Annotated in this window: 4 protein-coding genes and 1 pseudogene; 3 read left to right on the top strand and 2 right to left on the bottom strand. The window is 51.3% G+C overall.

Annotation, left to right across the window (positions count from 1 at the left end; translation table 11 throughout):
- Positions 1-108: 108 nt before the first annotated feature.
- Entirely contained in the window at positions 109-5826 is a 5718-nt protein-coding gene (locus ACNFN4_RS13735) for an NTTRR-F1 domain (RefSeq protein ID WP_448200255.1), read from the top strand.
- A 185-nt stretch (positions 5827-6011) separates the two neighbouring features.
- Positions 6012-8435: an exosporium glycoprotein BclB-related protein gene (locus ACNFN4_RS13740; RefSeq protein ID WP_448200256.1), complete on the top strand. Its 2424-nt coding sequence runs from the start codon at positions 6012-6014 to the stop codon at positions 8433-8435.
- Positions 8436-8589: 154 nt separating this feature from the next.
- On the opposite strand, the gene ACNFN4_RS13745 is transcribed toward ACNFN4_RS13740, so the two are convergent.
- Both ACNFN4_RS13745 and ACNFN4_RS13750 read right to left on the bottom strand, forming a co-directional pair.
- Positions 8590-9669, bottom strand: a complete 1080-nt coding sequence (locus tag ACNFN4_RS13745) for a sensor histidine kinase (protein WP_426554154.1) — start codon at positions 9667-9669, stop codon at positions 8590-8592.
- Between the two features lie 72 nt (positions 9670-9741).
- Positions 9742-11625 (bottom strand): annotated as a pseudogene (locus tag ACNFN4_RS13750) (sensor histidine kinase); the annotation flags it as partial.
- 232 nt (positions 11626-11857) lie between these two features.
- On the opposite strand from ACNFN4_RS13750, the gene ACNFN4_RS13755 reads away from it, so the two are divergent.
- The gene (locus ACNFN4_RS13755) at positions 11858-12934 is read left to right on the top strand and encodes a response regulator (protein ID WP_104679043.1); all 1077 of its coding nucleotides are present in this window, start codon (positions 11858-11860) and stop codon (positions 12932-12934) included.
- The last annotated feature ends 44 nt before the right edge of the window (positions 12935-12978 follow it).

Below are 12978 nucleotides of genomic sequence, written 5' to 3' on the forward strand. Positions count from 1 at the left end.
GAGTAGAAATCACCTTTTTTATTTAGGTTGTCAAAACACAGCCCGTATTAATATGCTGTCTTAATAGGTAAGACGGTCAACAACGGGAAGGAGAGGGAAAAAGATTGAATGAATAATCCGATTATAAACGGTAGCTTTGAAACCGGCACATTAGCGGGGTGGAGTTCGGCCAATACCCAGATTAACAGTTTGTTTGCACATTCAGGGAGATATTCCGCGCAATTTATTGGAGCTCAGCCATATGCTTACCTCAGTCAAATCGTTCCCATTTCAGCCAAGTCACTGACTCTATTCGTATCACTCGCAACGCTCGGAAATGAGCCAAGTCCCCAAGTAACTCTCCAGATCATCTATGTCAGCGCGGCAGGTGAACAAATCAGTTCCATTCAAGAAAATATTACACCCGGAAATTTGCCGAACGTGCTCTTTCACACATGGTCTGAAATCTATAAAACAAGCAGTGTGCCTTCTGGCGCGGCCTCTGCCGTCATTGTATTAAGTAAAGTTTCTTCCGGCACGGTTTTAATAGACGATGTTTCATTGGCGCAAACCGGGGGTGAACCTGGCGTAACAGGAATTACAGGTCCCACAGGAGTGACGGGCCCCACAGGAGTGACCGGAGCAAGAGGAGTGACCGGAGTAACTGGTGTAACGGGATCAACTGGTTCAACCGGGGCAAGAGGGCCAACAGGAGCGACGGGGTCGACAGGAGCAATCGGTTCAACTGGAGTGACCGGAGCAAGAGGAGCGACCGGAGTAACTGGCGCCACAGGACCAACCGGTGTAACAGGGGCAACGGGAGTAACAGGATCAATCGGAGTGACAGGCCCAACCGGCTTGACTGGTGTAACTGGAGCAACAGGGGCAACCGGAGCAACAGGAGAAACCGGGGCAACAGGAGTAACCGGAGCAACAGGAGAAACCGGGGCAACAGGAGTAACCGGAGCAACGGGAGAAACTGGTCCAACCGGCTCAACTGGTTCAACGGGAGAAACCGGCGCAACCGGTGTAACTGGAGAAATCGGCCCAACGGGAGAGACCGGTCCAACCGGAGCAACAGGTTCAATCGGAGCAACCGGCCCAACTGGGGCAACAGGAGTAACCGGAGCAACGGGAGAAACTGGTCCAACCGGTCCAACTGGAGTAATTGGCGCAACCGGAGAAACTGGCTCGACCGGGGAAACCGGCCCAGCAGGAGTAACGGGACCAACCGGCTCGACTGGAGCAACAGGACCGACTGGAGCAACCGGCCCAGCAGGAGTAACGGGTCCAACTGGTGTAACGGGATCAACAGGTGTAACAGGAGAAACCGGAGCAACGGGAGTAACTGGAGCAACAGGAGAAACGGGTTCAACGGGAGTGACTGGGGCAATCGGCCCAGAAGGACCAACAGGAGAAACCGGCGCAACGGGGGCAATCGGCCCAACAGGAGGAACTGGGTCAACCGGGTCAACCGGGGTAACTGGAGAAATCGGCCCAACGGGAGAAACCGGGGCGACCGGTGTAACTGGGCCAACAGGAGCCACCGGCTCAACGGGTGCAATGGGATCGACAGGAGCGACTGGGGTAACGGGTGTAACAGGATCAACCGGAGAAACGGGTTCAACTGGAGTAACCGGGGCGACGGGAGTAACCGGAGAAACCGGTGCAACAGGAACAACAGGAGCAACAGGAGAGACCGGAGTAACAGGGGCAACAGGAGTTACTGGCCCGACTGGGGTCACGGGCTCAACTGGTGTAACTGGCGCAACCGGAGAAACTGGCTCGACCGGGGATACCGGAGTGACTGGAGCAACGGGGATAACAGGAGCAACAGGAATAACCGGAACTACGGGCTCAACCGGCCCAACAGGAGCAACCGGGTCAACAGGAACAACCGGCGCAACGGGCGCCACTGGCATAACCGGAGCAACTGGGGTAGCAGGTTCAACCGGCTCAACCGGCCCAACTGGTATAACCGGAGTAACAGGGGCAACAGGAGTTACTGGCCCGACTGGGGTCACGGGCTCAACTGGTGTAACCGGAATAACAGGCCCAACCGGTTCAACGGGTGTGACTGGAGCAACAGGAGCAACGGGGATAACCGGAGCGACTGGCGCAACCGGGGTAACAGGCCCAACCGGTCCAACGGGTGTGACTGGAGCAACTGGAGTAACTGGAGCAACAGGAGTAACCGGAGCAACCGGCGCAACGGGTTCAACCGGAGTAACTGGGGCAACAGGATCAACAGGAGCAACCGGTGCAACTGGAGTGACTGGATCAACAGGTGTAACTGGATCAACCGGTCCAACAGGGGCAACGGGCTCAACCGGAGTAACAGGCTCAACCGGAGTAACGGGGGTAACAGGGGCGACTGGCTCAACCGGTCCAACAGGAGTTACTGGCCCGACTGGGGTCACGGGCTCAACTGGTGTAACTGGTTCTACCGGAGAAACCGGCTCAACTGGTGTAACTGGTTCAACAGGAGCAACTGGAGCGACGGGAGTAACAGGGGCGACTGGAGCAACAGGATCGACAGGAGAAACTGGAGCAACCGGCCCAACTGGGGTAACGGGGATAACAGGCGCAACGGGTTCAACCGGAGTAACAGGAACAACCGGCTCGACTGGTGTAACCGGTTCAACGGGAGAAACAGGCGCAACCGGTGTAACTGGCCCAACAGGAGTAACTGGTGTAACAGGAGTAACTGGTGTAACCGGTGCAACTGGAGAAATTGGCCTAACCGGCGCAACAGGGCCAACAGGTGTAACAGGTTCAACCGGAGAAACCGGCCCAACTGGAGTAACAGGTTCAACGGGAGAAACGGGTCCAACAGGAGTAACAGGGGTGACGGGAGAAACTGGCTCAACCGGAATCACGGGTCCAACCGGAGAAACCGGCTCAACTGGAGTAACAGGTTCAACGGGAGAAACGGGTCCAACAGGAGTAACAGGGGTGACGGGAGAAACTGGCCCAACCGGAATCACGGGTCCAACAGGAGAAACCGGAGCAACAGGAGTAACCGGGGCAACCGGAGCCATGGGAGTAACAGGAGCCACGGGAGTAACTGGTTCAACTGGAACAACCGGTACAACCGGAATAACAGGCCCAACGGGATCGACAGGCCCAACCGGTTCAACAGGTGTGACTGGAGCAACGGGTATAACTGGAGCAACTGGAACAACCGGTACAACCGGAATAACAGGCCCAACGGGATCGACAGGCCCAACCGGTTCAACAGGTGTGACTGGAGCAACGGGTATAACTGGAGCAACTGGAGTAACAGGAGAAACCGGAGAAACGGGTCCAACAGGCCCAACCGGTCCAACTGGAGTTACTGGCGAAACCGGAGAAACTGGCTCGACCGGGGAAACCGGAGCTACTGGAGAAACCGGCCCAGCAGGAGTAACGGGACCAACCGGCTCGACTGGAGCAACAGGGCCGACTGGAGCAACAGGGCCGACTGGAGCAACAGGGCCGACTGGAGCAACAGGGCCGACTGGAGCAACAGGGCCGACTGGAGCAACAGGGCCGACTGGAGCAACAGGACCGACTGGAGCAACAGGACCGACTGGAGTAACAGGGGCGACTGGAGAAACCGGCCCAACAGGAATCACGGGTCCAACTGGTGTAACTGGCTCAACCGGTCCAACAGGAGTTACTGGCGCAACCGGAGAAACTGGCCCAACAGGAGCAACAGGAGAAACCGGCTCAACTGGTGTAACTGGTTCAACAGGAGAAACTGGAGCGACGGGAGAAACCGGATCGACTGGCGCAACGGGATCAACTGGAGTAACAGGAGCAACAGGACCGACTGGAGCAACGGGGATAACAGGAGCAACGGGTTCAACCGGAGTAACAGGAACAACCGGCTCGACTGGTGTAACCGGTTCAACGGGAGAAACAGGCGCAACCGGTGTAACTGGCCCAACCGGAGAAACTGGCCTAACCGGCGCAACAGGGCCAACAGGTGTAACAGGAGAAACCGGCCCAACTGGAGTAACAGGTTCAACGGGAGAAACGGGTCCAACCGGAATCATGGGAGCAACCGGAGAAACGGGTCCAACTGGTGTAACGGGATCAACAGGTGTAACAGGAGAGACCGGTCCAACCGGAGCAACCGGAGAAACGGGTCCAACTGGTGTAACGGGATCAACAGGTGTAACAGGAGAGACCGGTCCAACCGGAGCAACTGGAGCAACGGGTATATCTGGAGCAACTGGAGTAACTGGAGTAACAGGGGCGACCGGAGAAACGGGCCCAACCGGAGTAACAGGGGCGACCGGAGAAACGGGCCCAACCGGAGTAACAGGGGCGACTGGAGAAACGGGCCCAACCGGAATCACGGGTCCAACAGGAGCAACAGGTCCAACCGGAGTAACCGGAGAAACCGGCGCAACCGGAGTAACGGGATCAACCGGAGCAACTGGAGTGACTGGGGCAACGGGGATAACCGGAGCGACTGGCGCAACAGGGGTAACAGGTTCAACCGGAGAAACGGGTCCAACTGGTGTAACGGGAATAACTGGTGTAACGGGAATAACTGGTGTAACAGGACTAACTGGAGTAACAGGAGCAACTGGAGTAACAGGAGCAACAGGATCAACTGGAGTAACAGGAGCAACAGGAGTAACGGGCTCAACCGGATCAACAGGCGCAACTGGTGTAACCGGAATAACAGGCCCAACCGGTTCAACGGGTGTGACTGGAGCAACGGGTATAACTGGAGCAACTGGAGTAACAGGAGCCACAGGTTCAACCGGAGAAACCGGCCCAACAGGAGCAACAGGATCGACAGGACCGACAGGGGCAACTGGGGTCACGGGCTCAACGGGAGAAACAGGCGCAACCGGAGTAACGGGATCAACGGGATCAACAGGCGCAACTGGTGTAACCGGAATAACAGGCCCAACCGGTTCAACGGGTGTGACTGGAGCAACGGGTATAACAGGAGCAACAGGAGCAACAGGAGCAACAGGAGCAACAGGAGCAACAGGAGCAACAGGAGCAACAGGAGCAACAGGAGCAACAGGAGCAACAGGAGCAACAGGAGCAACAGGAGCAACAGGAGCAACAGGAGTAACTGGAGCAACTGGAGTAACTGGAGCAACAGGAGTAACCGGAGCAACGGGTTCAACCGGAGTAACAGGTCCAACAGGAGCAACAGGAGCAACAGGAGCAACAGGAGTAACTGGAGCAACAGGAGTAACCGGAGCAACGGGTTCAACCGGAGTAACAGGGCCAACAGGAGCAACAGGAGCAACTGGAGTAACTGGAGCAACAGGAGTAACCGGAGCAACGGGTTCAACCGGAGTAACAGGGCCAACAGGAGCAACAGGAGTAACTGGAGCAACAGGAGTAACCGGAGCAACGGGTTCAACCGGAGTAACTGGGTCAACAGGAGTAACCGGCTCAACAGGCCCAACCGGCGCCACAGGCAGTACACCGGCCTTGCTCTTCACAAGAACCAACGGGCCGCTTACTGTTTACCCGCCGTTAAATACAGAAATTCCTGTTGCTACGCTGGCAATCCCCGTTACTGATTTACAGAATGTAAAGCTTGATTATGCACTCAGCGTCGAGGTAACAACTGCAGCCAATTCAAACTTTGTTTATGAAGTGAGATTATATAGGGGAACAGTACAGGTTCATACAAGAACTTTGTCGCGGATTATTACTAGCGCAGCTACTGAAAGGTTCTCGATTGCCGATACAACAGTGGATACAGCGCCGACTGCAGGAATAAACACGTACCAACTGAGAGTTATTTTCACATCTGCTAATAGTTTAACTGCCGCAACAGCTCTCAATATCGATTTTAACAGCATTCGTTTCCCGACAACCTAATGACAACAGCAGACTGATATTTTAAAGATGAAAGACCTGACTTATGCACAGTTAGGTCTTTTTTTCTGTGAAAAAAGCTGTGCATGATGCAGCCTTAAAGACCATTTGAAAATTTGCCCAATAGAAGCGGGGTTTTGCCACACCTTTTTTCTTCGTGGAAATATTATGCAAATAGAGGTGGTGTAATGAGAAAAGGAGATACTTGGTATAACAGATACGACTCTTGGGATTACGACTGCCGGAATTGCAATGATTGTTGCTGTCATTTTCAACATAAAAGAAGAAATCAAAGGCGCAGTTATCAAAATCGAGCACATTGCTGTGAAGGATTCTGTTGCGAAAACTCTTGCTGTCATGAAAGATGGTGTCCATGCTGTCATCCAAATCATTTTCATGTAAGAGGATTCACCGGAGCAACGGGGTGCACCGGAGCAACGGGGCTGACCGGAGCAACAGGGCTGACTGGAGCAACGGGGTTCACTGGAGCAACGGGGTTTACCGGAGCAACGGGATTCACCGGAGCAACGGGCTCGACCGGGAATACCGGAGCGACTGGGGTAACAGGCGCAACGGGAGCAACGGGATTCACTGGAGCAACGGGGTTTACCGGAGCAACGGGATTCACCGGAGCTACGGGCTCGACCGGGAATACCGGAGCGACTGGGGTAACAGGCGCAACGGGAGTAACGGGAGCCACCGGAGCTACTGGACTAACCGGAGCAACCGGCGTCACTGGAGATCCCGGCGCGACTGGAGCAACCGGCGCCACGGGAGTAACGGGAGCAACCGGAATAACCGGAGTAACGGGAGTAACCGGGAATACTGGAGCGACGGGAGTAACAGGTGCTACCGGTGTAACCGGGGATACTGGAGTAACAGGAGCCACCGGGCTCACCGGCGCAACCGGAGAAACAGGCTCGACCGGTGTAACCGGGGCGACCGGAGTAACGGGAGCCACCGGAGCTACTGGACTAACCGGAGCAACCGGCGTCACTGGAGATCCCGGCGCGACTGGAGATCCCGGCGCGACTGGAGATCCCGGCGCGACTGGAATAACCGGTGCCACCGGGGTAACGGGGGCAACTGGGGTAACAGGCGCAACGGGAGTAACGGGAGCCACTGGAGTAACCGGAGCGACCGGAGTAACCGGAGCAACCGGGGATACTGGAGCGACCGGAGTAACAGGTGCTACCGGTGTAACCGGGGATACTGGAGTAACGGGAGCCACCGGGCTCACCGGCGCAACCGGAGTAACGGGAGCCACGGGGATAACCGGAGCAACTGGATTAACCGGTGCCATCGGGGTAACGGGGGCAACTGGGGTAACAGGCGCAACTGGAGTAACGGGAGTAACCGGGGATACTGGGGCGACCGGAGTAACAGGCGCAACCGGAGTAACAGGCTCGACCGGAGTAACGGGAGTAACCGGAGATACTGGAGCGACTGGGGCAACGGGAGCCACTGGAGTAACCGGAGTAACAGGTGCTACCGGAGTAACAGGTGCTACCGGTGTAACCGGGGATACTGGAGTAACGGGAGCCACCGGGCTCACCGGCGCAACCGGAGTAACGGGAGCCACGGGGATAACCGGCGCAACCGGGGTAACGGGGGCAACTGGGGTAACCGGAGCAACCGGGGATACTGGATCAACAGGAATAACAGGAGCCACCGGAGTAACGGGATCAACTGGAGTAACCGGAGTAACGGGAGTAACCGGAGCGACCGGAGTAACGGGATCAACCGGTGTAACCGGCGCAACCGGGGTAACGGGAGTAACCGGGGATACTGGATCAACAGGAGCGACCGGAGTAACGGGATCAACCGGTGTAACCGGAGCTACTGGAGCCACCGGAGTAACGGGATCAACTGGAGTAACCGGTGTAACCGGAGTAACAGGGGCCACCGGAGCCACTGGAGAAACCGGAGTAACGGGAGTAACGGGAGTAACAGGTGCTACCGGAGGTACTGGGGCAACCGGGGTAACGGGAGTAACCGGAGGTACTGGAGCGACTGGAGTAACAGGATCGACCGGAGCAACCGGAGTAACCGGAGTAACCGGCGCAACTGGGATAACCGGAGCAACCGGAGCAGGCGCGATCATTCCCTATGCTTCAGGTCTTCCCACTGCCGTGACGACCATTGCCGGCGGATTAATCGGAACGGTGAGCCTTGTCGGCTTCGGCAATTCTGTGACGGGCGTCAATGTCGGAGGGGGAGGCGCAATTGATCTTACCGGGGCCGGAGGAACTCTGCTGAACTTTGCTTTTTCTGCTCCGAGAAGCGGAACCATTACATCAATTGCCGCCTATTTCAGTACAACCGCAGCATTGTCGCTTGTCGGCTCGACTGTTACGATAACCGCACAATTATACAGTTCCACAGTGCCGAACAATACGTTCTCGCCGATCCCCGGAGCATCCGTCACTTTAGCTCCTCCCCTCACCGGCATATTGTCAATCGGCAGCATCAGCAACGGAATCACGACAGGGCTGAACATTGCGGTAACTCCTCAAACCCGGCTGTTAATGGTATTCTCCGCCACTGCGACCGGCCTTTCGCTTATTAATACAGTGGCGGGATATGCAAGCGCGGGAGTTACGATTTCTTAAGTGAAAACGGCCAGACTGGTGCGGATCATCTAAGCTTGGAGAAGATATCACTTTTTCTTCAAGCTTTTTTGTTTTTACGTCTTTCTGGGTAAATAAAGGCTGACGGGAATTTCCCGGCAGCCGGCAGAAGTATTTACATGCCTTCTGAAGTTAATCAGTATCTTAATGAAGACGTTTTTAGTGAGTTCGAGTCATCCGTTGTGCCGGGAGTGTGAATCATCATCGAAACAGCGGTGCCCTCATCCGGGGTGCTGGTGATCGTCAATTCGCTTCCGCAAAAATGCTTCAGCCGCCGATTGATATTTTTCAAGCCGACACGGCGATTAACATCAGAAGACAAAATATCTTCCTGTATGTCCGGCATGATGCCGGTTCCATTATCCTCCACTTTGATAAAATACGTGTTTTCGCCTTGTTTTTTCGCTGTCAGCTTTATCCGTCCGCCGCCTCTTTTCTTACTGATCCCGTGATGAACGGCGTTTTCCACCAATGGCTGTATCATTAAAGGCGGAAGGGGGAAGTCAATGTCCTGTTCAATATCAAAAAGGATATCAAGCCGTTTGCCGAAGCGTGTTTTTTCTATAGAAAGATATGACGTAATGATAGAAAGTTCGTTTCTGAATGAGCTGATGTCCGAAGTGTTTTGAAAATCAAAACTCATCCTTAAATAGTTTGTAAATGCAGCAGTCGTTTCCCGGGCTTTTTCAATATCCAAATGGCTGAGCGCGATGATCGTATTTAATACATTGTAAAGAAAATGAGGCTTAATTTGCGACTGAAGAAAAGCCATTTCCAAATTTGTGGCTTGGTGAGCCGTATGCTTCATCAAAATTAAATTTTTAATACGCGCGGTGAATTCAGAGTAATGATAAGGCTTTTGTAAAATGTCGTTTGCTCCGGCATGAAACGCTTTGTATTTGTCATGGCTGATAATGGCTGCCGTAACGATAAGAACCGGCAGATCGACCATGCTGAATCTTTCGCGGATGATTGTGCAGACTTCAAAACCCGTCATGTCGGGCATCATCAAGTCTAATATGACCAAGTCAAGCTTCGAGGAAGAGACAGCTTGAAGCGCCTCTTTTCCGCTTTTTACTGCGATTACGTTATAAGGAACACCTTCCAGCATATCAGTTAAAATTTTCAAACTCTCGATGTTATCGTCGACGATCAGAATCGTCGGAGCATCGATTTTTTCTGAGTGATAAGGCGTGACCAGCGAAATATCCGGCATTCTCTGTCCGGGCTGTGATTTAGGAAGTTCGGTCTTTGCTTCCGGTAAAGAATCAATTTGAGCGGCGGGTAACGTAAAATGAAAGGCTGATCCTTGCGCCGCCGCTGACTCCGCCCAGATGTCCCCGTTTTGGAGCTTGACGAGCTGTTTCACAATACTTAAACCTAAACCCGTTCCATCTTCTTCCGTCCCTTCCGCTTGCTGAAAAGAATCAAAAATGGTTTCAAGATCAGCCTCAGGAATGCCGCTGCCGGTATCGGCCACCGTGATTTGAATCATTTTGTCATTCAGGCTTTCAGCAGAAAGAATAATGTTCCCCTCGGATGTGTACTTGATTGCGTTTTCAACAAGATTGGTTAAGATTTGCCGGAAACGGTTTTCATCTGCAAGCACCAAAGGGAGATCGTCCGGCACATGATTAAGAATGGCAAGTTTTTTATGTTTGGATAAAAGCCGGTAGAAGTTCATCTCACTGCATATGACGGCATGCACATCGACGGGAACCGGACGAATCTGCAGCATACCCTGCTTCATTTTTTCCAAATCAAGAATATCATTTACGAGATCAGAAAGTCTGTAGCCCATACGGATGATCAGCTGCATATTTTCTTTCTCTTCCTCTATCGTCTTCTTTTTTCTGCCGGCTACAAGGGTTTGGCATATATTAATAATGCTGTTCAGCGGCGTCTTGAATTCGTGTGAAGTTTTGGCGATAAATTCATCTTTCAGTTGGTCGATTTTGACTAATTTCCGTGAGAGGACTTCATTGTCCCGGAAAGCTCCGGCGAATTGCTGCGCCATCAGAAGAACCACCGCCAATAAAGCAATAACTGTCGGCAATGAATAGATCGAATTAAAAGAAAAAGCCGTTTTGCCGCTGTAAGCTGAAATGGTCGTAAGAATCACAAAAGCGCTCATCGAGACGGATGCGAGTGTAAGGTACGTGCTTCCTTTTATTTTTCTTATGGCGGCAATCGTAAAAATGTATGTAATATAAAACAGAGTCGTAACGGCAAGCACAGAATGTAAAATGTATGAGAGGTGGTCAATGAAACTTCCGGACATAAAATCAGTGATCAAGATAATCCCGGATAAAGCGGTTAAAAAGGTGATCGTCGTTTTTGAAACAATTTCTCTGTATGCATAAAAGAGATAAAGAAAAACCGCCATGCTGACAAGCACGGTTGAGATGATACGCAAGGAATTCAGCAATGAAAATGAAATAGACGGAAAGAGGAGAAAGATAATTCTTTCTTTCCCGATCATAAGAATAATGGCTGAAAAAAGCAGACACATCACGGAAAAGAACAATAAATGTTTATCCTTTGTCCGTTGGAGAAAAAAGCCGAGAAAATATAAACCGGTAATGAAAAAAGCCGTAATCATAATGGAATCATTGAAAAAGGAAATTTGATTCTCGCGTATAATTTGTTCTTGAGTCCCAAACGTTATCGGTTTTGCGATCCCCCAGCCGGGAACTTTTCCGAAATTCGAAAAATGCAGGACAAGTTCATTGTCACCTTTGCGAAGCGTGAAAAAGCTGCTGTACGGTTTGTTCTGCGCCTTAAAATCAGCTTTTTCTGAAGGATTGCCGCTCTGTCCGATTACTTTTCCATTAAGGTAAAGACGGTTTGAACTGTAGATAAAAGATGTGCTGATCCCCAAAACCTGATTGTCTTCATTTGATCGGATTGTCAGTTTGTACGTCCCATAATCCACATCGGCCGTTTTTCCGAACAGCTTCACATTGACAGGGACATCAACGAGTACGGGATTTTTTCCTTTTGCTGAATGAAGCGCCTGCGGTGACAGCATCTGATTTGGATATAGAATCCATTTCCCGTTCAGCTGGACATTTCCATCCTTTTGAAAATCCCACTTTTCCAGATTGATCACTCCCTGTTCCGCTTGAGGGAGGGATGATCCTGAAAAATGATCCATGGCCATAAAAATCATAAAGAAGGCAGCATAGCCGCAAATAATCGAAATCGAAATGAATTTTTCTTTCACATCATTACTCCTTTATCCCATTCAGGGGCATTCTATTATCCTATTTAATGTACAAATATTGTAATCACAAACTTTATAATACAACAAGAGAAAGAAAAAGAATCCAACTATATAGGGCGTTAGACATGGTATAATTGAAATTATTTTCAGATATCTATATTGACGGGTGGGATGCGGTTTGAAAGCGTTAATTGTGGATGATGAGGAACTGGCATTGCTTCATTTTAATCGTATGCTTGAGCGGACAAACGCCTTTCAATCTATTATAACGTTTCAAGATCCGGCGGAAGTTCTGGAGCATTCGGAGCTTTCAGAAGCTGATGCGGTGTTTCTTGACATTGAAATGCCCGGGATAAACGGTATTGAGCTTGCTGAATCGATTCAGGAGCTCAATGAAAATATCCAAGTTATTTTTATCACCGCTTATAATGAATTCGCGATCAAAGCGTTTGAATTAAATGCTGTCGATTATCTTTTAAAACCGGTTGACCATGCCCGGCTGCTGACAACTGTTGAGCGAATCCGAATGAATAAAAAACTCAGGACGGCAGACGAGAATACCGGGACGGATTATGTTATACAATGTTTTGGGAACCTGGACTTTTATCAATCGGTAAATGGTGTCAAAACATACATAACAGTCAAGTGGAGAACATCCAAAGCCCGTGAACTGTATGCATTTTTACTTCTTAATCAAGGGCGCACGGTCAGTAAAGACATGCTGATGGAAATGTTTTGGCCTGCTTATGATATATCAAAAGCAAGCACCCAGCTCTATTCGACAATATATCAGATACGGAAATTAATCGGTCAGCTGCCCTTCAGCCAATCAATAGAAAATACCGATATAGGATACATTCTCCGGCTTTCCGGGGTAAAGGTTGATACAGTTGAATGGGAAAAAACATTAAAAGAGGCTCCTCCGCTCAGCGCAGCTGCACTAACCCGGCACATGGACATTGTCATGTCATATGAGAACCATTATCTCATGGAGAATGGCTATCTGTGGGCGGAGCCGGAAAAAGCGCGTCTGGCCCATCTGTGGCTCAGCAAAGCGTACGAACTGATTGGTTTTCTCATCCAAGAGAAGAATGATCATCAAGCGATGGACATTTGCCTGCAGGTTGAGAAAATAGAGCCCGGTGACGATAAAATTATACAATACAAACTGCAGTTATTTAATAAACTGGGAAAGGTAGAAGAGGCGATAAAGGAATACGAACGCTATAAACAATTGAAGGATAAAATCAATTGACGATTGAATGACCGGACCGGCTGATGCCGGTCTTTTTTTGTGCG

The organism is Bacillus sp. N1(2025) (genome assembly GCF_053470005.1).